Genomic DNA, 24,747 nt, shown 5'->3' on the forward strand with positions numbered 1-24,747 from the left:
TTCGTGTGCGCTGTTCAGGCGGTCACAGGCGTACCGGGAGGGCGTTGAGGAGCCGGGCGCCGCCCGGGGTGGCTTCGGTGTAGCGCAACTGGTCGCGGCCGACGGTGACTTCGAGGGTGTCGCGCTTGAGGAGCAGGTGGTCCAGGGCGATCTCGGCTTCGAGCTGGGCCAGCGCGGCGCCGGGGCAGTAGTGCGGGCCCGCCCCGTAGGAGAGGTGGCCCTGCCCGCGCGGAAGGACCCGCTGCACGTCGCAGCGCTCGGGGTCGGCGAAGACGCGCGGGTCGTAATTGGCCGACAGGTAGGAGCCCGTCAGGGCGTCGCCCTTGGAGATCTGGACGCCGGCGAACTCCATGTCCTCGGTGGCGTAGCGGGGTCCGGCGGTCGGGACGGGGTTCGCGATCCGCATCAGTTCGCCGATGGCGTGCGGCAGGGCTTCGGGCTGGGCGCGCAGCAGGGCGAGCTGGTCGGGGTTGTCGAAGAGGGCGAGGACGGCGTTGGGGATGAAGTGGGAGGTGGAGTGGTGGCCGTTGTTGATGACGGTCAGGACCACCGAGACGATCTCCTCCTCGCTGAGCCGGTCGCCGTCGGTGTCCCTGGCCTCCACCAGGGCGGTGACCATGTCCTGTGCGGGCTCGGCCCGGCGGCGCACGATGAGGTCCTTGACGTACTCGATCATGGAATGGCCGCTCGCGGCGATGTCGGCGTCGGGGGCGGTGTACTCGTTCATCCACTGGCGGACCTGCGGCTGGTCGGCCTTGTCGATGCCGATGAGTTCGCAGATGACGGTGCCGGTCAGCGGTGAGGAGTACTCCTCGATGAGGTCGCCGGAGCCCTTGAGGGCGAGGGCGTCGAGGAACTCGGCGGAGATCTCCTCGATGCGGGTGCGCAGGGCCTTCATGCGCCGGACGGTGAACGCCGGTGTCACCAGGCGGCGCTGGCGGGCGTGGTCCTTGCCGTCCTTGAGCATCATGTTGGCGGCGACGTAGGGCACGAACTCGTCGGGCAGGTCGAGGGCCGCGACCATCTGGTCCGCGACGCTGGGCCCTTGGTGGCCGGGCACGTTGCTGTAGTCCACCACCAGGCGCGGGTCGCTCAGCGCCGCCTTGACCTCCTCGTTGCGGGTGATCAGCCAGACCCGCGGGCCGCCGGGGAACCCGATCCGCACGAGCGGGGCCTGTTCGCGCAGGCGCGCGTAGGCGCAGACGGGGTTCTCCGTGAACTCGGGGTTCGTCAGGCTGACGATCGGCTCGGTCATGGTTGCCGTCTCCTTCGGGGATGTCGTCGAACGGGTGGCAAGCCCGGTGGGGGGTCTTGGGGTGTGCGCGGGCACAGCGCCGCCGCCCCGGCGAGAGCATGGTTCGCCGGGGCGGTTCGGGGGGTGGGAGCCGGCCGGTGGACGCCGGCCGGCGAGGGGGTCAGGCGCGCTTCTTGAAGGTGGACAGGGCCCACACGTAGCCGAGGACGGCGAAGCCGACGCACCAGGCGACGGCGGCGATCGCGTCGTTGTGGGCGACGTGGCCGGCCAGCAGTCCGCGCAGCGTCTCGATGATCGGGGTGAAGGGCTGGTACTCGGCGAACTGCTTCACGCCGGCGCCCATGGTGTCCGCGGGCACGAACGCGCTGCTGAGGAACGGCAGCATGATCAGCGGCACGGTGGCCAGGCCCGCCGACTCGGTGGTCTTGGCGGCCAGGCCCATGGCGACGGTGAGCCAGCTCGCGCCGACGGCGAGCAGGACGAACAGGCCGAGCACGCCGAGCCAGTCCAGGGCGCCCGCCTCGGGGTCGAAGCCCATCGCGAAGGCCACGCCGACGATGGCGGCGCAGGCCACCAGGCAGCGCACGGTGGTGACGACGACGTGTCCGGTGAGCATGGCGCCGCGGGAGACGTCCATGGTCTTGAACCGGTTGATGATGCCCTTGGTCATGTCGTCGTTCACGGCGGTCGCGGTGGCTCCCAGGCCGTAGCTGACGGCCATCACGAGCAGGCCCGGTGTCGCGTAGTCGATGTAGTGCTCGCCGACGCTGAAGGCGCCGCCGAACACCTTCACGAACATCAGCATGATGACGATCGGGAAGAGGACCGCGTTGAACATCGTGGTGGGGTTGCGGAGGGTGTGCTTCACGTTGCGGCGCAACATGATGCCCGAGTCGGCGAACGCCGTCGCGACCGTGCTCATCGCGCGATCGCCTCCTTCTTCTTGCTCGTGTCCTCGGCGTCCGTGGCGTCCGTGGCGTCCTTGGTGGTGTGCTCGGTCAGCGCGAGGAAGACGTCGTCGAGGTCCGGGGTGTGCACGGAGAATTCCTGTGCGTCGAGGGTGTGTTCGTCCAGGCGGTCCAGCAGGGCCCGCAGCGACCGGGACTGGCCGTCGCTGGGCACCCGCAGGATCAGCTCCTCCTCGTCGCGCGTGGAGTCGGCGAAGATGCGTGCGGCGGCGTCGAGCTGGAGGGCGTCGGTGAACCGCAGCCGTACGTGGGTGCCGGGGATCTGGCGCTTGAGTTCGTCGGCGGTGCCCTGGGCGACCAGGCGGCCGCCGTTGAGGACCGCGATCCGGTCGGCGAGCTGGTCGGCCTCCTCGAGGTACTGGGTGGTGAGGAAGATGGTGGTGCCCTCGGCCACCAGCTCGCGGACGATCCCCCACAGCGTGCGCCGGCTGCGCGGGTCGAGGCCCGTCGTCGGCTCGTCGAGGAAGATGATCTGCGGGCTGCCGACGAGGGTCATCGCCAGGTCCAGCTTGCGGCGCATACCGCCGGAGTAGGACGCCGCGTGCTTGTCCGCCGACTCCGTCAGGTCGAAGCGCTCCAGCAGCTGCGCCACCAGCTTGCCGCCGGCGCGCACCCGCTTGAGGTCGGCCATCAGCTGCAGGTTCTCGCGGCCCGTCAGCAGGTCGTCCACCGCGGCGAACTGGCCGGTCACGCCGATGGCGGCGCGTACCTGCCGGGTCGCGTTCGCCACGTCGTGGCCGGCGACGTACGCCGTGCCGGCGTCGGCGGTGAGCAGCGTCGTGAGGACGTTCACCGTAGTCGTTTTGCCCGCTCCGTTCGGACCGAGCAGGGAGAAGACCGATCCCGCGGCGACCTCGAAGTCGATGCCGTCGAGCACGACCTTGTCGCCATATGCCTTGCGCAGCCCTGTCACTGCGATAGCGGAACTCTTCATGCCTCCACTGTCGGGCCGGTGCTTGGCATCGCCCTGTCATACCCCTGACACGGCCCTCGAGCCCTCCTCGACACCGTCGGTGCCCGCGCCGGAAGCGGAATCCGGGGCCGGAAGCGGAATCGGGGCGGGGCGTACGGACGAGGGCGTCCGCCGAAGCGGACGCCCTCGTCACCCACCGCGGCGCGCGGGCCGGGCGGGGCCGTGCCCTCACGCGCGCGGTGACCGTGTCAGCGGCCCTGGGCGCACTCCGCCTCGATCACGTCCAGGATCTCCCGGCCCTGGTCGACCAGGTACATGTGGTCGCCGGGGAATTCGGTGTAGCGGAACGCGGCCGTGGTGGCGTCGCGCCACTGGCGGCCCTCCTCGGCGGTGACCAGGCCGTCGGCCTCGCCGCGCAGCGAGGTGATCGGCACCCGCACCGGGTCGTCGGTGCTGGGCACGTAGGCCTCGTGCATCTCGCAGTCCGCCTGGAGGGTGGGCAGGATCAGCTCCCGCATCTCCGGGTGGTCCAGGGCCTCGTGCCGGAACCCGGCGAACTCCTCGACCCGGGCGAGGAATTCGTCGCCCTCAAGGCCGGCCGCGCGGCGCTCGCGCTGGGTCCAGGGGCCCGGCGAGCCGCTGACGACCAGCCGCTCGACGTGCACGCCGCGCCCGGTCAGCAGGTGCGCCAGCTCGTAGGCGAGGACCGCGCCCAGGCTGTGCCCGAACAGGACGACCCGGCCGCCCTCGCCGAGGTCCGCGGCGATGGCGTCGATCTCGGTCTTGGCCGCCTCGACGACGTTGCGGTACGGCTCGTCCAGGATCCGGCGTTCCCTGCCGGGCAGTTCGACCGAGGTCACCCGCCAGCGGCCGGCGGCCAGGTCCTGCCAGGGGTGGAAGAAGGAGGGGCCCGCTCCGGCGAACGGCACGCACAAAAGCGTGGTCCGCTCCCCCGTTCCCGCTGATGTGCCCGGTCCTGTCACCGCGGTCAACTCCTCTCGTCCCGTTCCCGGTTCGTCCGGCCCGTTCACCGCTGTGCCAGCCTGCGGGCGATGACCCGCATGATCTGGGCGGCGGGCCTGGGCATGTGCAGGTCGTGGTGGGTGGCGTCCACGTCGTACTCCTCGATGGTGCCAAGGACGTGCGGGCGCCAGTCGGGGCCGTAGGAGGTCACTCCGTCGACCTTGTCCAGCCGGGCGTTGAAATACAGCACGTCGCCGCGGTAGACCGGCGACTCGAAGACGCCCATCTTCTGCAGGTTGTTGGCGCCCACCTGCGACATGGTGTCGAGGAAGGCGTCCATGCTGCCGGTGTTCATGAACTTGCCGAACACTTCCTCGATGTCGGCGCGGTAGAGCTCCTTGGTGCGGCCGGCGACCTCGCGGAAGCCGTTGTTGGTGGCGGAGTTGGCCGGCTGGGAGTCCAGGACGGCGATGAGGCCGACCTCCAGGCCGCGGCGGTCCATCGCCGCGGCGACGGCGTGCGCGATGGGGCCGCCGAAGGACCAGCCGATCAGGTAGTAGGGGCCCTCGGGCTGGACGGCGAGGATCTGCTCCAGGTAGTCCTCGACCATCTCCTCCACCGAATCGGCCATCGCCTCCTTGCCGTTGGAGCCGCGGGACTGCAGGGAGTAGGCCGGCCGGTCGGGCACGTGGGGGGCGAAGGTGAAGAACGCCCAGCCCAGGCCGCCGCCGCCGTGGAAGAACCACACCGGCTCCTTGCCGGTGCCCGGGTCCCGGTTCAGCGGCAGCACGACGTTGAAGGAGTCCTCGTGGCCGCCGGGGATGCTGCCGATGAGCAGCAGCGCGGCGAGTTCGGCGACCGTGGGGTACTGGATGATCGTGCGCAGCGGCATGTCGACGCCGAACCGCTTGCGGATGCGGGCGCTGAGCCGGGTGGCGAGCAGGGAGTGCCCGCCGAGCGCGAAGAAGTCGTCGTCGATGCCGACCCGTTCCAGTTTGAGCAGTTCGCTGAAGAAGGAGCACAGCTCCTCCTCGTGGGAGTTGCGCGGCTCGCCCTTGCTGACGGTGGTGGTGTGCTCGGCGGGCAGCGCACCGCGGTCGATCTTGCCGGCCGGGTTGAGCGGGAGCCGGGACAGCGGCACCATCGCGGCCGGGACCATGTAGTCGGGCAACCGCGCGCCCAGGTAGGCGGGCAGTTCTTCCAGCAGCGGGCCGATCGCGCCGGCCAGCGCGGGTGCGGTGGCGCGGACGCGGCCGGCCACGGCGCTGGGCACGAAGGCGCCGGTGACCGTCCGTCCCCGGGGCAGCAGTACCGCCTCGAAGCTGTGGGTGCTCTCGCCCGACCAGGTGAGCACGGCGTCCAGGTTGTGGCGGCGGGCGAGGGCCGTGACGTCCTCGGGGTCCAGCGGCCTGCCGGTGGGGGCGTCGTCGGTGACGACTCCGGCGAAGGCGGCCGCGGCGGCCTCCTCCGCCAGGCGCGCGTTGGGTATCCCGGTCACCCGCAGCGGGCCGCCCGTCCGCTGCGCCCGCACGGCCGGTCCCTCGAGGTCGGACACCTCGCCGCCCCAGGCGATCGCGGGCACGGCGCTCAGGTCGAGGGCGGCGGCCGGCCCGGTGTGCAGGACGACCTCGTAGCGGTGGCGGGTGAGCGCGTTGTGCGCCGGTCCGGCCTTGAGGCGGATGTCGGCGCCCAGGCCGTTCCGGCCGGCCCATTCGGCGAACCACTCGGGGGCGAGCAGCAGTTCCCGTTCGGCGAGCAGGGCCTGCTCCACGGCGGCCCGGATCTCCTCGTGGGAGGCGTAGGGCTGCTGGGCGCGCTGCTCGGCGGTCGCCAGGATGCGCTGGGTGGCGGCGTTGCGGACGTCGCCGACGATGATCCGGCCGCCGGGCGCCAGCAGGCCGAGCAGGCCGGTGAGGACCTGGTCGAGGTAGGCGGCGCTCGGGAAGTACTGGACGACGGAGTCCAGGACGACGGTGTCGAAGTGTTCTAGGGGCAGGCCGGTGAGGTCGTCGGCGGGCTGGACGGCGAGGCGGACCCGGTCGCCGTGGCCGGCCGCCTCCGCCTGGGTGCGCAGCCGGTCGATCGCGGCGGCGGCCACATCGGTGCCCCAGTACTCCTCGACCTGGCCGGCGATCCTGGCCAGCAGCAGGCCGGAGCCGGCGCCGATCTCCAGGATCCGGCGCGGCGCGTGCCGCAGCACCTGGGCGACGGCCGCGTCCTGCCACTGGCGCAGCTGCTCGTGCCCGACCGGTTCGCCCGTGTAGAGGCTCTTCCAGGGCTGGAAGTCCTCGCCCCAGGTCTCCTCGGCGGCGTCCGCGTGGGCGTCGTCGTGGATCTGGCGCCACTCCTCCACCTGGGCCGCGGTGTCGGCGACGGCGGCGTCCGGGTCGGGTTCGACATAGGCGACCAGGCGCTGGTCGCCCTTCTGGTCCTCGCGGACCACGACGGCGGCCTGTGCGACCAGGGGGTGTCCGGACAGGACGTGGTCGATCTCGCCGAGTTCGATGCGGAAGCCGCGGACCTTGACCTGGGAGTCGGTGCGGCCGAGGTATTCGACCTGGCCGTCCTTGTTCCACTTCACCAGGTCGCCGGTGCGGTACATGCGCGAGCCGGCCGGGCCGAAGGGGCAGGCCACGAACCGCTCCGAGGTCAGCCCGCTCTGGCCGAGGTAGCCGCGGGCCAGGCAGGTCCCGGCGAGGTAGAGCTCGCCGGCGACGCCGGGCGCGACCGGACGCAGCGCGGCGTCGAGGATGTAGACCTGGTTGTTCCAGATCGGGGTGCCGATCGGGACGCGGTCGGCGCCGGGCACGTGCTGCCAGCCGGTGACCTCGACGGTGGCCTCGGTGGGGCCGTAGAGGTTGTTGGCGGAGCAGCCGGGGAGCAGGTCGGTGAAGCGGTTGGCGAGGGCCGCGGGGAAGGCCTCGGCGGCCACCTCGATCCAGCGCAGGCTGGTGCACTCCCTGGCGGCGGGTTCGGTGACGAACGCGGAGAGCAGCGAGGGCACGAAGAACGCGGCGGTGACCTGCTCGCGCTGGATCAGGTCGGCGAGGTAGGCGGGGTCACGGCGGCCCTCGGCACTGGCGACCACGACACTGGCGCCCGTCTGGAGGTTGGAGAACATCTCCGGCACCGAGGCGTCGAAGCTCGCCGAGGTGCTCATCAGCATCCGGTCCTCGACCGTGACGTCGAAGTGTTCCAGGCCCCATTCGATCCGGTTGGTGATCGAACGGTGGGCGACCGGCACGCCCTTGGGGCCGCCGGTGGAGCCGGAGGTGAAGATGACGTAGGCGGCGTTGTCCGGGGACAGGTCGCGCTCGGGGTCCGTCTCCGGCTGTCCCGACAGGTCGGGCAGGGTGTCCTCGAGGAGCAGCAGCGGCTGCGCGCTCGCCAGGACGTGGCGTACGCGTTCGGCGGGCAGTTCGGTGTCCAGCGGTACGTAGGCGGCGCCCGCCTTGACCACCCCGTACACGGCGACGAGCAGGTCCACGGAGCGAGGGATCTTCACCGCGACGAGCTGCTCGGGGCCCGCGCCCTGTGCGATCAGCCAGTGCGCGAGGCGGTTGGCGCGGGCGTTGAACTCGGCGTAGGTGAGCGTCTCGTGCTCGCCGATCACCGCGACCCGGTCCGGGGTGCGGCGCACCTGTGCCTCGAACGCGTCGGGCAGGGTCGTCTCGGCGACCGGACGGGCGGTGTCGTTGATCTGCCGCACCAGACGGTCGCGTTCGTCCGCACCGAGCACGTCGATGGAGCCGATCGGGGCCGTGGGGGCGGCGGCGACCTGCTCCAGGACCCGGACGAACCGGTCGGCGAGGGACTTCGCGGTGTCGCGGTCGAAGAGCTGGGTGGCGTACATGAGGTCGCCGCGCAGTGCGCCGGTGCTGTCGTAGGCCAGGGAGAAGAACAGGTCGGCCAGCGAGGTGTTGGTGAGGTACTGCTCGAACTCGACCTTGAGTCCGGGCAGTTCGAAGTCGGCCTTCTCGAAGCTCTGCCAGGCGAACATGACCTGGAACAGGGGCTGGTAGGCGGTGGAGCGCTCGGGGTTGATCAGTTCGACCAGGGTCTCGAAGGGCACGTCCTGGTGCTCGTAGGCCGCCAGTGCCTTGTCGCGGACCTGCGGGAGCAGGTCGGCGAAGGAGGGGTTGCCGGAGAGGTCGACGCGCAGGACCTGGGTGTTGACGAACAGGCCGACCAGGTCGGCCAGGCCCTCGTCGGTGCGTCCGGCGATCGGGTTGCCGATGGTGACGTCCTCGCCGCCGCTGAGCTTGCCCAGCAGCACGCCGAGCGCGGCCTGCACGACCATCGACATGGTCATGCCGCGCTCGTCGGCCAGGCGCTGGAGGCCTGCGGCCACTTCGGGCCGTACCTGGAGGGAGAGGGAGTCGCCCTTGGAGTCGCGGGTGGCGGGCCGGGGGCGGTCCAGCGGCAGGCCGAGCGGCTGCGGGACCCCGGTCAGCTCCTTGCGCCAGTAGTTGGCCTGCGCGGCAGCCAGCGAGCCGGGGTCGGTGACGTCGCCGAGGAGTTCGCGCTGCCACAGCGCGTAGTCCTTGTACGTGACGGCCAGCGGCTCGTAGACGGGTGCCTGGCCGGCCAGGCGTGCGGTGTAGGCGGTGGTCAGGTCGCGGGCCAGGGGGCCGCCGGAGACGCCGTCGGAGGCGATGTGGTGGATGAGCAGGACCAGGACGTGTTCCTCGGGCGAGCAGCGGAACAGGCGTGCCTTGAAGGGGATGTCGGCCATCAGGTCGAAGCGGTGCGCGATGAACGCGTCGACCGCCTCGTCCAGGGCGTCGGGTGTCACCTCGACGACGGGCACCTCGACGGGGGCCTGTGCCGCGGGCAGGATCTTCTGGTGGGGCTCGTCGTTGTCGTCCAGCACGTAGGTGGTGCGCAGCGTCTCGTGCCGGGCGGCCACGTCGCCGATCGCGGCGACGAGGGCGGCCTGGTCCAGCGGTCCCCTGAGCCGGAAGGCCGGGGAGATGTTGTAGGTCTCCGCCCCGCCCTCCAGCTGGTGCGTGAGCCACATGCGGCGCTGTGCAAACGAAAGCGGAATCACGAGTTCTGCTCCTCTGGGATCATCCTGCGGAGAGCGGGGCGAAGGGGGACAGCCGATTCCTCCGACCATGCGGCGAGCGCCGCGACCGTCGGCAGGTCGAAGATCTTGCGGATGGGTATCTCCATCCCGATCTCGGCGCGGGCCCGGGTGATCAGCCGGGTGGCGAGCAGGGAGTGCCCGCCGAGTTCGAAGAAGCCGTCGTCGGCTCCGACCTTCTCCACGCCCAGCACGTCGGCGAACAGGCGGGCCAGTGCCTGCTCGCGCGGGGTGGTGGGGGCCCGGAAGGGGGTGGCGGAGGTGAGGTCGGGTGCGGGCAGGGCCTTGAGGTCGAGCTTGCCGTTGGGTGACAGCGGCAGCCGCTCCAGCGGCACGTAGACGGCGGGCACCATGTACTCGGGCAGCCGGTCGGCCAGGTGTTCCTGGATCGCGGCCGCACCGGGCAGGCTCGCGCCGTCGGCGGGGACGAGGTAGGCGGCCAGGTAGGGGGTGGTGTCGCCGGGCTGCTGGGTGACGACGGCGACCTGCGCGATGCCCGGATGGGTGGTCAGCGCGGCCTCGACCTCGGCGGGTTCCACCCGGTAGCCGCGGATCTTGACCTGGGTGTCGATGCGGCCCAGGTGCTGGAGCTGTCCGTCGGCGGTGAAGCGGGCCAGGTCGCCGGTGCGGTACATGCGCGAGCCGGCCGGGCCGTAGGGGTCGGGGACGAACCGGTCGGCGGTCAGGGCCGGCTGGCGGTGGTAGCCGCGGCCGGCGCCCGCCAGGTACAGCTCGCCGGGGGTGCCCGCGGGCAGCAGGCCCAGGCCGGGGCTGAGGACGTAGGCCCGCACGCCGGGGAAGGGCCGGCCGATGGGCACACCCGTGGGGTAGGTCTCGTCCGCGTCGAGGAGGAAGCCGGTGGCGTAGAACGTCTCGCTGGGGCCGTAGCTGTTGATGACGCGGGCCTTGGGCCAGCGGGCGCGGACCCGTTCGGCGAGGTGCGGGGTCAGCACCTCGCCGGAGATGTTCAGGGCCGTGGGGTCGATGCGGTCGGCGAGCTGGTCGACGAGCTCGGCGAAGGCCGAGGGCACCGAGCAGATGACGTCGACGTCCCAGGCGTCGCGTTCGGCCAGTTCCAGCACGTCGCGGACGATCTCGGCGGTGCCGCCGGTGGTCAGGGCGGCGAACGTCTCGAAGGTGGCGACGTCGAAGCCGAAGGAGGCGGCGACCAGGACGCGCCGTCCGGCCTCGGCGCCGGCCTGGGCGACCAGGGTGTCCACGGCGTTGACGACGGTGGTGTGGGTGACGCCCACACCCTTGGGCACGCCGGTGGAGCCGGAGGTGTAGATGACGTAGGCGAGGCTGTCCGGGCCGGCCTTCGGCCGCGCCGCCGCCTGCGGGGCGGGCGGGGTGTGCAGGTCGGTGTCGTCGAGGAGGAGGACGGGGATGTCGGTGGCGGGGACGAGGGGGCGGGTGGCGGTGTCGGTCAGGACCAGGTCGGGCCGGGCGGTGGGCAGGACGTGCGGGAGGCGGGCGGCGGCGTAGGCGGGGTCGACGGGCAGATAGGCGCCGCCCGCCTTGAGCACGCCCAGCAGTGCCACGACCACGTCCACGGTGCGCGGCAGGACCACGCCGACCACGCTTTCGGGGCCCACGCCGCGGCGGGCCAGTTCGGCCGCCAGCGCCTCGGCGCGGGCGTCCAGTTCGGCGTACGTCAGCGACTCGCCCGCGGCGACCACGGCGGTCTTGTCGGGGGTCCGGGCCACCTGCGCGCGGACCAGTTCGGTGAGCGTGGTGCGGCGGGCCCGGGCGGCGTCCTGGTCGAAGGGGGCGAGCATCCGCTCGCGTTCGCCGTCCTCGAGCGCGTCCAGCTGCGCGATCCTCAGCGCGGGGTCGGCCGCGAGGCGGCGCAGGAAGCGCACCAGGCGGGCCGCGTACGTCTGGACGGTGGCCCGGTCGAAGACGCCCGGCGCGTACTGGATGACGAGCTGCAGGTGCGGGTCGGCGGCGGCCGTCAGGCACAGCGTGTAGTGGTTGCCGGCGAACGGGCGCAGGCCGGTGAAGGTGATCCCGTCGGCGGCGTCGCCGGCGTCTTTGAGTCCCTCGCGGTCGACGGGGTAGGACTCGAAGACGACCAGGGTGTCGAACAGGGACCGCACTCCGGCGGACTTCTGGATCTCGGCGAGCCCGTGGTGGTGGTGTTCGGCCAGCGCGGCCTGGCGGCGCTGGAGGCGGTCCAGGACCTCGCCGACCCGGTCGCCGGGTGCGTGGGTGACACGGACGGGCAGGGTGTTGATGAACATGCCGACCATCGACTCGACGTCCGTCACCGCGGGCGGGCGTCCGGAGACGGTCGCGCCGAACACCACGTCCTGGCGGCCGGTGAGCTGGCCCAGCAGCAGTGCCCAGGCGCCCTGCACCAGGGTGTTGACGGTGATGCCCAGTGCGGAGGCGCGGCGCACGAGTTCGTGGGCCTCCTCGGCGGGCAGCGCGACCTCGACCTGGTCGCGGACGCCGTCGTCGCTGTCCGCGGAGTCGGGGGCGAGCAGGGCCGGCTCGTCGATCCCGTCGAGTTCGGCCGCCCAGGCCCGTGCCGCCTCTTCGGGGTCCTGGCGGGTGAGCCAGGACAGGAAGTCGCCGTAGTCGCGGGGGGCGGGCAGCGCGGAGACCTCGCCGTCGGCGGCGTACAGCAGCAGCAGGTCCTGCATCAGCAGCGGGGTGGACCAGCCGTCGTAGAGGGCGTGGTGGGCGGTCAGGACGAGTTCGGGCCGGTCGGGGTCCAGGACGGCCAGGGCCAGGCGCAGCAGCGGCGGGGTGCCGGTGTCGAAGTAGGCCTTCTGGTCGTCGGCGAGGAACTCCTCGAACCTCGCCGTGCGTTCGCTCTCGTCGAGTCCGGTCAGGTCCAGGTGCTGCCAGGGCAGGGTCACCGACCTGGGAATCACCTGGACGAGGTCGCCGTCGGCGCGGTCGGTGAACGCGGCGCGCAGGACGGGGTGGCGGTCCAGAAGTGCCTGTCCGGCGCGGCGCATGCGTTCCGGGTCGACCGTGCCGGACAGGTGGAAGACGAGCTGGATGTGGTACGGGTCGAAGGAGGCGCCGGCGAGCTTGGCCTGGAAGAGGATCCCGGACTGGGCGGGGGTGGTGGGCCAGATGGTGGTGAGCTTGCCGAAGCGGGCCTCCCAGGCGTCGATCTCCGCCTGGCCCACCTGGACCAGGGGTGCGTCGCTGGGGGTGAGTCCGCCGGCGCCGGGCGTGGTGGCGTGGCGGGCCAGCGCGGTCAGGGCACTGGTCCACAGGCCGGCCAGTTCGGTGACGTCCTCGCGGGACAGGACGCCGGTGGGGAAGCCGAAGTAGGCGCTCAGTTCGTCGCCGTCGCCGGTGTCGGTGGCGACCGCGTTGATCTCCAGCGCGGACAGGACCGGCATGTCCGCGTCCGGTGCGGCGATCAGGTCGCGGTGGGTGGTGTCGGGTGCCCAGCCAAGGCCGCGCAGTTCCTCGGGCAGGTCGGCGCCGGAGGCCTTGCCGAGGTAGTTGAAGCCGATCTGCGGGCGGCGCAGGCGGGCCAGCCTGGGTGCGGTCCTCGCGTTGAGGTGGCGCAGCAGGCCGTAGCCCATGCCGTGGTCGGGGACGGCCCGCAGCTGTTCCTTGACGGCCTTGACGGCCCGGCCGGCGGCGGGGCCGCCGGCGAACGCGTCGGCCAGGTCGATGCCGGCCAGGTCGAGGGCGACCGGGTACATGGCGGTGAACCAGCCGACGGTGGAGGACAGGTCGGCGCCGGGCACCAGGTGGTCCTCGCGGCCGTGGCCCTCCAGGCGGACCAGCGTGGCGGCGGCGGGTGTGCCGCGGGTGCTGCGCCAGCGGGCCAGGGCCAGGGCGAGGCCGGTGAGCAGGCCGTCGTCGGCGCCGCCGCCGAAGACGGCGGGCACGGTGTTCAGCAGGGCGGCGGTGACGTCGGCCGGGAGCTGGACGCGGACGGTGTCCACGGTGGAGGTGACATCGCGTGCGGGATCCAGCGGGCGGGTGCCGAGCACGGGTTCGTCGCCGGCGAGGACGTCCTGCCACAGCGGCAGTTCGCCGACGCGTCCGGCGGTGGCGGCCTGTTCGGCCAGTGCGTGGGTCCAGCGGCGCAGTGAGGTGCCCGCGGGTGCCGGCAGCGGTTCGAGGCCGGCGTGGACCCGCTGCCAGGCGGCGGCCAGGTCGGGCAGCAGGATCCGCCAGGACACCCCGTCGACGACCAGGTGGTGCAGCACGATCAGCAGCCGGTCGGCCCCGGTGGTGCCGGTGAGGTGCACGAACTGGGCCATCACGCCCGCGTCCGGGTCCAGGCGGTCGGCGGCCGCGTCCAGTTCGGCCTGCACGGTGGCGGTGTCGTAGGGGACTTCGCGGATCAGCGCGGCGGCCTCGACGCTGCCGGGCTCCCGCATGCGCAGGCCCTTCTCGGCCCGGTCCAGGCGGGAGCGCAGCACGTCGTGCCGGTTGAGGACTGCCTGCAGGGTCGCGGCCAGGCCGGTGCGGTCGATGTCCTCGGGCAGGGTCAGCAGCGCGGACATGCAGAACCGGCCGATGGGGCCGCCCAGGGCCAGGACGTGGGCCGCGGTGGGCGGCAGCGGGGCCCAGCCCACGCCGCCGCCCGGCAGCTCGGCCAGCGTCACGCGTTCTTCCCCGCCCCGGTCCTCGACCAGTTCCGCGAGCCGGGCGACGGTGCGGTGCTCGAAGATCTCCCGGGTGGTGACCTGGACGCCGCGTGTCCGGGCGCGGGCCACGACCTGGATGGAGCGGATGCTGTCGCCGCCGCCGGTGAAGAAGTCGTCGTCGACGCCGACCTGTCCGGCGCCCAGCACGTCGGCGTACACCTCGGCCAGCACCCGTTCGGCGCGGGTGCGCGGGGCGCGGTAGGCGGTGCCGGTGAACTGCGGCTCGGGCAGCGCGGCCCGGTCGAGTTTGCCGTTCGCGGTCAGCGGGAGACGGTCGAGGAGCACGAGCTGGGCGGGCACCATGTAGTCGGGCAGCCGCTTGGCCGCGAACCGGCGCAGGTCGGCCACCGACACACCGGCGTCGATGCCCGTGCCGCCGTCCGCGTCGCCGTCCGCGGTTGTGGCGCCGGTGCGTGCCACGTAGCCGACCAGGCGCCGGGTGCCGGCGGGGTCCGCGCACACGGTCACCACCGCCTGGGCGACGGCGGGGTGCTGGGCCAGGACGGTCTCGATCTCGGTGGGCTCGATGCGGATACCGTTGACCTTGACCTGGTCGTCGGCACGTCCGGCGTACCTCAGCCGGCCCTCGGTGTCCCGGCGGGCCAGGTCGCCGGTGCGGTACATGCGGGTGCCGGGCGGGCCGTAGGGGTCGGGGACGAACCGGTCGGCGGTCAGGGCCGGCCGGCGGTGGTAGCCGCGGGCGAGGTGGCCCGCGACGTACAGCTCGCCGGTCACCCCCTGCGGGACGGGAGCCAGTTCGGGGCCGAGGACGTGGGCGCGCATGTTGGCCAGCGGGGTGCCCACCGCTACCGCGCCCGTGTCGCCGTCCTGCCCGGGGACGGTGAAGGTGGCGGCGTAGAAGCTCTCCGTCTGGCCGTAAGCGTTGACGACGCGGGTGCCGGGCAGGATGCGGCGCACCTTGTGGACCATGTCCGCGGAGAGCGCCTCACCGGCGAAGATCACCGTTTCGACGTCGAGCCGGGGGCCGGTGGCGCCGTCGGCGGCGATCTGGTCGAGCAGTGCGGAGAACACGGTGGGCACGGCGCTGATGGTGCTGCCGGACCAGTGGCCGCGTTCGGTGAGTTCGAGGACGTCGCGGACGATCTCGACGCTCGCGCCGCAGGTCAGCGCGGTGAAGATCTCGAAGACGGAGACGTCGAAGTTGACCGAGGTCGCGGCCAGCATCCGGGAGTCCGCCGTGACGTGGGTGCGCCGGGCCAGGTCCTGTACGCCGTTGAGGACGGCGGCGTGGGTGACGCAGACGCCCTTGGGGGTGCCGGTGGAGCCGGAGGTGAACATGACGTAGGCGAGGTGGTCGGGCCGCACGCCGCTTCGGTGCGGTGCGGCGGCGGGCCCGTCCGGGCCGGGGCCGTCGTCGAGGCCGTCGAGGCCGTCGAGGTGCAGGACGGGCCGTCCGTCGGTGGCCAGGGCGGCGGCGGTGGTCCGGTCGCTCACCAGCAGGGCCGGATCGGCGGTGGTGAGCAGCAGGTCCAGGCGTGCGGCCGGGTAGCCGGGGTCCAGGGGCAGGTAGGCGCCGCCGGCCTTGAGGACGGCCAGCAGGGCGACGACCAGGTCCGCGGAGCGGGGCAGGGCCACGGCGACCAGGACGTCCGGTCCGACCCCGCGGGTGCGCAGCACGGCGGCCAGCCGTCCGGCGCGCTCCTCCAGTTCGCGGTAGGTCAGTTCGGTCTCGCCGCAGACGACCGCGGTGGCCTCGGGTGTGCGGGCCGCCTGGGCGGTGACCTGCTGCACCACGGTCGTGCCCTCGACGGGTGCGGCCGTGTCGTTCAGGTCGGCAAGCCGCCGCTGTTCGGCCGTGGTGAGGATGTCCACCCGGCCCAGGCGGGTGGCGGGGTCGGTGACGACCTGGCGCAGTACGCGGACGTAGCGGTCGACGAGGCTCTGGGCGGTGGCGTGGTCGAACAGGTCGGTGGCGTACTCCAGTCGTCCGTAGGCGCGGCCCGAGGGGTCGGGGACGATGTTGAAGAACAGGTCGAACTTCGCGGTGTCGGTGCCCAGCGGGAGGGGGGTGGCCTTCAGGCCGGGCACCTGGAGCGGGGACCAGGCGAACTGCCAGGCCAGCATCACCTGGAAGAGCGGCTGGTAGGCGGTGGTGCGGTCGGGGTTGAGGAGTTCGACCAGGTGCTCGAAGGGGACGTCCTGGTGGTCGTAGGCGCCGAGCGCCCGGTCGCGGACCTGGTCCAGCAGGTCGCCGAAGGCCGGGTTGCCGGAGAGGTCGACGCGCAGCACCCAGGTGTTGGCGAAGAACCCGATCAGGTCCTCGAGCTGTTCGTCGGGGCGGCCTTCGATGGGGCTGCCGATGGTGAGGTCGTTGCCGGCGCCGAGGTGGTGCAGCAGGACCGCGAGCGCGGCCTGGGCGACCATCGGGGCGGTGGCGCCGTGTTGGGCGGCCAGGCGGCCGATCCCGGCGACCACCTCGGGTTCCAGTTCGAGGTCGACGTGGCCGCCGCGGTGGGACGCCGACGTCGGCCGGGGCCGGTCCAGGGGAAGCTGCACCGGTTGCGGCACCCCGGCCAGTTCGCCGCGCCAGTAGTCGAGTTGTTCGAAGGCGACGCTGTCGGCGTCGTCCTCGTCGCCGAGCATCTGCCGCTGCCAGAGGGTGTAGTCCTTGTACTGCACGGTGAGCGGCTGCCGGTCGGGGGCCCGGCCGGCGCAGCGGGCGGCGTAGGCGTCGAGGAGGTCGTGCAGGAACGGGGCCATCGAGGCGCCGTCGGCGGCGACGTGGTGGAAGACGAAGACCAGCACGTGCTCGTGGGCCGACAGGCGCAGGACGCGGGTGCGCAGCGGCAGGTCCGTGCCGAGTTCGAAGCCTTCGCCCACGAAGTGCCGCATCGCCTCGTCCGCCGCGTCGGCGCTCACGTCGAGGACGGTGAAGGGGTGGCGGGCCTGCTCGGGGGGCAGGATGCGCTGCTCGGGGGTGCCGTCCGCGTTCTCGACGAGCAGGGTGCGCAGGCTCTCGTGCCGGGTGGTGACGTCCTCGACGGCCGCGGCCAGGGCCGCGGTGTCCAGCGGTCCCTCGAGGCGCAGCACGAAGGGGATGTTGTACGTCGCGGACGGCCCTTCCAGGCGGTGCAGGAACCACAGCCGGCGCTGGGCGAAGGACAACGGGATCATCGAGCTACTCCTCAACGTTCATCTGTCGCAGCTGGAGGCGGTTCGACCTGCCCGACTTCTCGATCCGGGCCGCCAGTTCGGCGACGGTGGGACTGCGGAAGACGGTGGTGACCTTCACGTCGACGCCGAGCTCGTTGCGTATGCGGCCGACCAGCCGGGTGGCCAGCAGCGAGTGCCCGCCGTTGTCGAAGAAGTCGACGTCGATGCCGACCTCGTCGGTGCCGAGCAGTTCGGCGAACAGCCGGCACAGGACTTCCTCGTTGTGGTTGCGCGGTCCTCGCCCGGTGGCGGTGTCGGCCTGGTCCGGTGCGGGCAGGGCGCCCCGGTCGAGTTTCCCGCTGGGTGTGGTGGGCAGTTCGGCCAGCGGGATCAGTGCGGTGGGCACCATGTACTCGGGCAGGTGCTCGCGGGCCAGGGCGGTCAGGGCCGCGAGGTCCGGGCCGGCCGGGCCGGTGCCGGCGGCGGGCACCAGGTAGGCGACCAGGCGCTGGTCGCCGGGGCGGTCCTCGCGCACCAGGGCCACCGCGCTGTCGACGTCCGGGTGTGCGGCCAGGGTCTGCTCGATCTCGCCGAGCTCGATGCGGAAGCCGCGGACCTTGACCTGGAAGTCGGAGCGGCCGATGTACTCGACCTGGCCGTCCCGGCTCCAGCGCACGACGTCGCCGGTGCGGTACATGCGGCTGCCGGGCGGGCCGAAGGGGCAGGCCACGAAGCGGCCCGCGGTCAGGGCGCTCTGTCCGAGGTAGCCGCGGGCGAGCTGGTCGCCGGCGAGGTAGAGCTCGCCGGTGACGCCGGCCGGGACGGGGCGCAGGGCCGCGTCCAGGACGTACACCTGGGTGTTCCACACCGGTGTGCCGATGGGCAGGCGGTCGCTGCCGGGCACGTACTGGTGGGCGGTGACCTCGACGGCGGCCTCGGTGGGTCCGTAGAGGTTGTTGGCGGTGCAGTGGGGCAGCAGTTCGGTGAACCGCTGGGCCAGGGCGGGCGGGAACGCCTCGCCGGCGACTTCGATCCAGCGCAGGGCGGTGCAGTCCTTGGCGGCGGGTTCGGCGACGAACGCCTCCAGCAGGGAGGGTACGAAGTCGGCGCCGGTGACGTGTTCGCGGCGTATCAGCTGTGCCAGGTAGGCGGGGTCGCGGCGTCCGTCGGGGCGGGCGATGACGACGGCGGCGCCGGCCTGCAGGGGGGCGAACAGTTCCGGTACGGACACGTCGAAGCTCGCCGTGGTGCTCAGCAGCACCCGGTCCTGGGGTGTGACGTCGAAGTGCGCGAGTCCCCACGCCAGCCGGTTCATGATGGCCCGGTGGGCGACGGGGACGCCCTTGGGGCCGCCGGTGGAGCCGGAGGTGAAGATGGCGTAGGCGGCGTTGTCCGGCGACAGGGTCCGCTCGGGGTTGGTTCCGGGCCGGGCGGAGACGTCCGGGAGTGTTTCGTCGAGGACCAGCAGGGGCTGTGCGCTGTCCAGGACGTGCCGTACGCGGTCCTCGGGCAGTTCGGTGTCGATGGGCACGTAGGCGGCGCCGGCCTTGACGACGGCGTAGATCGCCACCATCAGGTCCACCGAGCGGGGGATCTTGACGGCGACGAGCTGTTCGGGGCCGGCGCCGTGTGCGATCAGCCAGTGGGCGAGGCGGTTGGCGCGGGTGTTGAACTCGGCGTAGGTCAGCCGTTCGTCCTCGCCGATCAGGGCGAGGTGGTCGGGGGTGCGGGCCGCCTGGGCCTCGAACGCGTCGGGCAGGGTGGTGGCGGTGAGGGGGCGGGCGGTGTCGTTGATCTGCCGTACCAGCAGGTCGTGTTCGTCCTCGCCCAGCACCTGCACGGCGCCGACCGGAACGGAGGGGTCCTGGAGGATCTGTTCCAGTACGCGTACGAGGCGGGCGGCGATCTGTTCGGCCGCCGCGTGGTCGTAGAGGTTCTTCTGGTAGTCCAGGGACAGGCGCAGGTAGGGGTCGGAGGAGTTGAGGGTGAGGGGGTAGTGGGAGCCGGCGAAGGGGCGGATGGCGTCGATGGTGAAGCCGGCGGAGGTGTTCGCGTCGACGATGCCCTCGCGGTCGACGGGGTAGTTCTCGAACACCACGATGGTGTCGAACAGGGCGGGCAGGCCGGTGCCGCGCTGGATGTCGGCGAGGCCGTAGTAGTGGTGGTCGAGCAGGGTGATCTGCCGGTTCTGCAGGTCGGTGATGACGTCGCCGAGCGGGGTGTCGGGCCGGCACCGGGCCCTGGTGGGCAGGGAGTTGATGAACAGGCCGACCATCTCGTCGCTGCCGGTCAGGTCGGCGGGGCGGCCGTTGACGGCGGCGCCGAACACCACGTCGTGCTGCCCGGTCAGTTTGGAGATCAGCACCGCCCACGCGCCCTGCAGGAGGGTGTTGAGGGTGACGCCGAGCTGGGCTGCGCGGCGGGCCAGCTCGCGGCCCTTGTCGATGGACAGCGGCACCTCGACCCGTCCCAGCGAGGACGCCTGGCCCTGGGCGGTGAGGCCCGCGGCGACCAGGGTGGGTTCGTCGAATCCGTCGAGTTCGCTCTTCCAGCGGGCGGCGGAGGCCTCCTTGTCCTGCCGGGTCAGCCAGGCCAGGTAGTCGCCGTAGGAGCGGACGGGGGCCAGGGGGCCGGTGTCGGCGTAGAGCCGGACCAGGTCGGTGATCACCAGGGGTGAGGACCAGCCGTCGAAGAGGGTGTGGTGGGCGGTGAGGACGACCTTGGCCCGGTCGGGTCCGCAGGTGAGCTGGGCCAGGCGCAGCAGCGGGGGCCGGGTGGGGTCGAGCTGGTCGGCGCGGTCGGCGGCCAGGGCGGCGTCCAGGGCGGTGTTCTGCTCGGCCTCGCTGCGGCCGGTCAGGTCCAGGTGCCGCCAGGGCAGGGTGACGTGTTCGGCGACGACCTGCACGGGCTCGCCCTCGGCGGTGGTCAGGAACGCGGAGCGCAGGTTGGGGTGGCGCTCCAGCAGGGCCTGGCCGGCGGCCCGCATGCGGTCGGGGTCGACGTTGCCGGACAGGTGCAGCACGAACTGCATGTGGTAGACGTCGAAGGTGCCGTCGGCGAGCGCGGCCTGGAACTGGATGCCGGACTGTCCGGGGGCCTGCGGCCATACCTGGACCAGCGGGCCGTAGCGGTGTTCCCAGGTCTCGATGTCGCCTTGGGCGACGGTGACCAGCGGTGCGTCGCAGGGGGTGAGTCCGCCGGTTGGGCCGCTCGCGGCGTGGGCGGCCATGCCGTGCAGGACCTGCACCCACAGGTCGGCCAGTTCGCCGGCCCGTTCGCGGGAGAGGACGCCGGTGGGGAAGAGGAACGCGGCTTGCAGGCGGGTGCCGTCGGCGGTGTCGGTGGCGACGGAGTTGACCTCCAGCGCGGACAGTGCGGGCAGGTCCGCATCGGGTTCGGCGATCAGTTCGGCGGACCAGGACGCCGGTCCCCATCCCTGGTCGCGCAGGTGTCCGGGCACGTCGGTCTCGGAGATCCGGCCGAGGTAGTTGAACCCGATCTGGGGCACGGCCAGGTGGGCGAGCTGTGCGGCGGTCTCGGGGTTGAGGTGGCGCAGCAGTCCGTAGCCCAGGCCCTTGTCGGGGACCTCGCGCAGCTGTTCCTTGACCAGTTTGACGGCCTTGGCGGCGGCGGGGCCGCCGGCCAGCACGTTCTCCAGGTCGACGGTGCTGACGTCGACGCGGGCGGGGTACATGGTGGTGAACCAGCCGACGGTGCGGGACAGGTCGGCGCCGGGGACGGCGTCCTCCTCGCGGCCGTGTCCCTCCAGGCGGACCAGGGTGGGGGCCTTGGCGGTGCGCCAGTGGTCGACGGCCAGGGCGAGGGCGGCGAGCAGCACGTCGGTGCCGGTGGCCCTGAACGCGGCGGGCAGTGTGGTCAGTACGGCGTCGGTGACGTCGGCGGGCAGCTGGACCCGCACGGTGTCGAGGGTGGACCACACGTCGAGGGCGGGGTCGAAGGCGCGGCTGCCCAGCGGGGGGTTGGGGGTTTCGAGGAGGCCTTGCCAGTACGGGAGTTCGGCCTCCCTTCGTTCGGTGAGGGCCTCGTCGGCCAGGGCGGCCGCCCAGCGGCGGGCGGAGGTGGGGACCGGGGGCAGCTGGGGTGCGGTGCCGGTGCGGATCTGCTGCCAGGCCTCGGCGAGGTCGGCCATGAGGATGCGCCAGGAGACGCCGTCGACGACCAGGTGGTGCAGCACCACCAGCAGCCTGCCCTCGCCCGATCCGGCGGCGAACCAGACGAAGTCCGCCATGGTGCCGGCCTCGGGGTCCAGGCGGCCGGCCGCGTCGTGCAGTTCCGCGGTGGCCGCCGCCAGCGCGGCCGGCTCCTCCCAGCGGCCCTCGCAGTCGATCCGGCGCAGGTGGTCCGCCGCCCGTACGCTGCCCGCCGGGCGGGCCACGAGCTGGGGCTGGTCGCCGGGGACGAGGCGGGCGCGCAGCAGGTCGTGCCGGTCCAGGACGGCGTCCAGGGTCGCGGTCAGGTTGTCGGCGGTGATGTTTGCGGGCAGTTCGAGGACCATCGACATGGCGAACCGGCCGGTGGAGCCGCCGTGTTCGAACACGTGGCGGGCCACCGGCTGCAGCGGCATCGGGCCGACGCCGCCGCTCTCGTCCTCCTGGAGGACGGGGGTGCGGGCCGGGCGGGCGGCGGCGGTCTCGGCGAGGCGGGCCGCGGTGCGGCACTCGAAGATCTCCCGCGTGGACAGCTGCAGGCCGCGGGCGCGGGCCCGGGCGACGACCTGGATGGAGCGCAGGCTGTCGCCGCCGATGGCGAAGAAGTCGTCGTCGGCGCCGACGCGTTCGACGCCCAGGACGTCCGCGTAGGCGGCGGTGACGATCGCCTCGGCCTCGGTGCGCGGTTCGCGGTAGGCCTCGCCGAGGAACTCCGGTTCGGGCAGGGCGGAGCGGTCCAGCTTGCCGGTGGGGCCGAGCGGGAGGCGGCCCAGGGCCACGAAGGCGGCGGGCACCATGTAGTCGGGCAGGCGGGCGGCGGTGAATTTGCGCAGTTCGGCGGAGGAGGCTCCGGCCAGGACGTCCACGTCGCCGATGCCGCCGGCGCCGTCGTCGCCGACGGCTCCTTCGCCGGTGTGCACGACGTAGGCGACGAGCCGTTTGCCGCCCGCGGGCACCTCCCGGCTGATCACCACCGCCTCGCTGATCCCGGGGTGCTGGGTGATGGCCGCCTCGACCTCGGCGGTCTCGATGCGAAAACCGCGCACCTTGACCTGGCCGTCGCTGCGGCCCACGCATTCGAGCTGTCCGTGCGCGGTGCGGCGGGCCAGGTCGCCGGTGCGGTACATGCGCTCGCCCGCCGGGCCGTAGGGGTCGGCGACGTAGCGTTCGGCGGTCAGGCCGGCCCGGCCGTGGTAGCCGCGGCCCAGGCAGGTCCCGGCGACGTACAGTTCGCCGATGACGCCCTGGGGCACCGGGGCGAGGCCGGGGCCAAGGACGTAGGCGCGCATGTTGCCCAGCGGGGTGCCGATGGGGGCGACGTCGCTGTCCGGCCATTCCTGGGCGGAATCGAGGGTGAAGGCGGTGGCGTAGAAGCTCTCGCTCTGGCCGTAGGAGTTGACGATCCGGGCGGCGGGCAGGGCCTGGCGGATCTGCTTGACCAGACGGCCCGGGAGCACGTCGCCGGCGAGGACGACGGTGTGCACCTCGGGTGCGTTGGCGAGGTGGGGCACGAGTTCGCCGAGCACCGAGGGGACGCCGCTGAGGATGTGCCCGTCCCAGCTCTCCCGCTCCGCCAGGGCCGCCGCGTTCTCGACGATCTCGGCGGTGCCGCCGGTGCTCAGGGTGGTCAGCAGTTCGAAGACGGAGACGTCGAAGTTGACGGAGGTGCCGGCCAGCATCCGCCGGCCGGGCGGGGTGCCCAGGACGCCGGCCAGTTCGCGGACGCCGTCGGTGATGTTGCGGTGGGTGAGGGCGGCGCCCTTGGGCTTGCCGGTGGAGCCGGAGGTGTACATCACGTAGGCGAGGTTGTCCGGGCTGAGCGGTGCGCGGCGGGCCGTGTCGCCGGGGGTCTCGGCGGTGGGTCCGGTGCCGGTGTGCCCGTCGAGGCGGACGACGGTCTCGACGGTGTTGGCGGGTATCTCCTGCCAGGTGGCGGTGTCGGTGACGGCGAAGCGCGGGGCGGCCTCGGTCAGCACGCTGTGGGCCCGGCCCTTGGCGTGGGCCGGGTCCAGCGGTACGTAGCCCGCACCGGACTTGAGGATGCCGAGCAGGCCGATCACCAGGTTCTCGGTGCGGGGCAGGGCGAGGACCACCAGGTCCTCGGGTCCGGCGCCGCGGCCGATGAGTTCGAGGGCGACGGCATCGGCCCGCTCGTCCAGCTCCCGGTAGGTCAGGGTCCGTCCCTGGCAGGTGAGCGCCGGGGCGTCGGGGGTGCGGGCCGCCTGGCTCTCGAACAGGTGCGGGACGGTCTCCCCGGGCGTGGTGGCGGTGGTGCCGGCCGGGCGGGCGAGCAGCAGGTCGCGTTCGGCCGTGTCGAGGACGTCGACGGTGGCGATCGCGCGGGCGGGGTCGGCCACGAGGCGGCCCAGGACGCGGACGAAGCGCTGCGCGATGGCCTCGGCGGTGTCCTGGTCGAAGAGGCTGGTGGCGTACTCCAGGCGGCACTGCGCGCCGCCGGAGCCGTCCGGGAGCAGGTCGAAGAACAGGTCGAACTTGGCGGTGTCGGTCTCCAGCCGTTCGACCTGCACGTCCAGGCCGGGAAGCTGGAGCGGCGGCACGGGCGGCTGCCAGGAGAGCATGACCTGGAAGAAGGGGTTGTAGGCGGTGGAGCGGTCGGGGTTGAGGAGTTCCACCAGGCGTTCGAAGGGCATGTCCTGGTTGTCGTAGGCGGCCAGCGAGCGGTCGCGGACCTGTCCGAGGAGGTCGCGGAAGGTCGGGTTGGCGGAGAGGTCGACGCGCAGCACCCAGGTGTTGACGAAGAAGCCGACGAGGTCGCGCAGTTCCTCGTCGGTGCGGTCCGTGATGGGTGCGCCGATGGACAGGTCGTCGCCGCAGCCGAGGTGGTGCAGGAGCACCGCGAGCGCCGCGTGCATGACCATCGAGACGGTGGTGTCCGCTCCGGTGGCGAGTTTCTCCACCGCGCCCAGCAGGTCGGCGTCGATGCGGAAGGGGATCCGGTCGCCGGCCGGGCTCATCACCCGCGGGCGGGGGCGGTCCGCCGGCAGCGCGAGAGGCTGCGGCAGGCCGGCCAGCGCCTGTGACCAGTAGGCGAGTTGGCGGGCCGAGACGCTGTCCGGGTCGGACTCCTCGCCGAGCAGCTCGCGCTGCCACAGCGTGTAGTCCGCGTACTGCACCGCGAGCGGCTCCCAGGCGGGGGCGCGGCCCTCGGCGCGGGCCGCGTAGGCGGTGGTGAGGTCGCGGAACAGCGGCCCGAAGGACTCCCCGTCCACGGCGATGTGGTGCGCGACGACGACGAGGGTGTGCTCGTCGGGTGCGCAGCGCAGCAGCCGGGCCCGGATCGGCACGTCGGCGGCCAGGTCGAAGGTGGCGGTGGCCGTCTCGGCGACGGCCGCCGCCCGGTCCTGCTCGGTGACGTCGACGACGGCCAGGTCGACGGGCTTGTCCCCCGGTGCCAGCACCCGCTGGTGCGGGACGCCGTCGTCGCCCTCGACGATCACGGTGCGCAGGACCTCGTGCCGGTCGACGACGTCGGCGAGGGCGGCCCGCAGCGCGCCGGCGTCCAGCTTGCCGGTCAGCCGCAGGGCGAAAGCGCCGTTGTAGGTCGGCGAAGGGCCTTCGAACTGGTCCACGAACCACAGCCGGCGCTGCGCGAACGACAACGGGATCATTGGTGTTTTCTCCAAA

Annotated in this window: 7 protein-coding genes; all 7 read right to left on the bottom strand. The window is 72.7% G+C overall.

Annotated features, from left to right (window positions below; genetic code table 11):
• Positions 1 to 22: 22 nt before the first annotated feature.
• Positions 23 to 1,255, bottom strand: coding sequence for a cytochrome P450 (locus ACFYYF_RS29930; protein ID WP_388780648.1), 1,233 nt, complete (start codon positions 1,253 to 1,255; stop codon positions 23 to 25).
• Positions 1,256 to 1,415: 160 nt separating this feature from the next.
• A complete protein-coding gene (locus tag ACFYYF_RS29935; RefSeq protein WP_361684569.1) occupies positions 1,416 to 2,177 on the bottom strand; it encodes an ABC transporter permease in 762 nt (253 codons plus the stop codon).
• A complete protein-coding gene (locus ACFYYF_RS29940; protein ID WP_388780649.1) occupies positions 2,174 to 3,157 on the bottom strand; it encodes an ATP-binding cassette domain-containing protein in 984 nt (327 codons plus the stop codon). The genes ACFYYF_RS29935 and ACFYYF_RS29940 overlap by 4 nt, the downstream gene beginning before the upstream one ends.
• Before the next feature lie 227 nt (positions 3,158 to 3,384).
• Complete coding sequence (locus ACFYYF_RS29945; RefSeq protein WP_388780692.1) at positions 3,385 to 4,071, bottom strand: thioesterase II family protein; 687 nt, start codon at positions 4,069 to 4,071, stop codon at positions 3,385 to 3,387.
• A gap of 92 nt (positions 4,072 to 4,163) precedes the next feature.
• Positions 4,164 to 9,149, bottom strand: a complete 4,986-nt coding sequence (locus tag ACFYYF_RS29950) for an amino acid adenylation domain-containing protein (protein WP_388780650.1) — start codon at positions 9,147 to 9,149, stop codon at positions 4,164 to 4,166.
• Positions 9,146 to 16,954, bottom strand: coding sequence for an amino acid adenylation domain-containing protein (locus tag ACFYYF_RS29955; protein ID WP_388780651.1), 7,809 nt, complete (start codon positions 16,952 to 16,954; stop codon positions 9,146 to 9,148). The genes ACFYYF_RS29950 and ACFYYF_RS29955 overlap by 4 nt, the downstream gene beginning before the upstream one ends.
• A gap of 4 nt (positions 16,955 to 16,958) precedes the next feature.
• The gene (locus ACFYYF_RS29960) at positions 16,959 to 24,731 is read right to left on the bottom strand and encodes an amino acid adenylation domain-containing protein (RefSeq protein WP_388780652.1); all 7,773 of its coding nucleotides are present in this window, start codon (positions 24,729 to 24,731) and stop codon (positions 16,959 to 16,961) included.
• Between the last annotated feature and the right edge of the window lie 16 nt (positions 24,732 to 24,747).

It is taken from the genome of Streptomyces sp. NPDC001914 (genome assembly GCF_042891215.1).
Taxonomy (GTDB): domain Bacteria; phylum Actinomycetota; class Actinomycetes; order Streptomycetales; family Streptomycetaceae; genus Streptomyces.